1 rRNA gene is annotated in these 394 nt (G+C 51.5%); it reads right to left on the bottom strand.

Annotated elements, in window-relative coordinates:
- Positions 1–394 (bottom strand): 23S ribosomal RNA (locus ELS82_RS26030); the annotation flags it as partial.

The following is a 394-nucleotide window of genomic DNA, read 5'->3' as shown; positions in this document are numbered from 1 at the left end:
TGCGACTCTCGTTAGCTCCATCCGCAAGGGACTTCACCGACAAGAGCGTACCTTCTCCCGAAGTTACGGTACCATTTTGCCTAGTTCCTTCACCCGAGTTCTCTCAAGCGCCTTGGTATTCTCTACCCGACCACCTGTGTCGGTTTGGAGTACGATTCCTTACAATCTGAAGCTTAGAGGCTTTTCCTGGAAGCATGGCATCAATGACTTCACTACCGTAGTAGTTCGACGTCGTGTCTCAGCCTTAGAAAGAGCCGGATTTACCTAACTCTTAAGCCTACGCACTTGAACCTGGACAACCGTCGCCAGGCCCACCTAGCCTTCTCCGTCCCCCCATCGCAATTGTAAGAAGTACGGGAATATTAACCCGTTTCCCATCGACTACGCCTTTCGG

Origin of the sequence: Vibrio ouci (assembly GCF_004551525.1) — a bacterium.
Classification (GTDB): Bacteria; Pseudomonadota; Gammaproteobacteria; order Enterobacterales; family Vibrionaceae; genus Vibrio; species Vibrio ouci.
The sequence above is the reverse complement of the archived record's forward strand: the minus strand, read 5'-3'. Positions and strand labels throughout refer to the sequence as shown.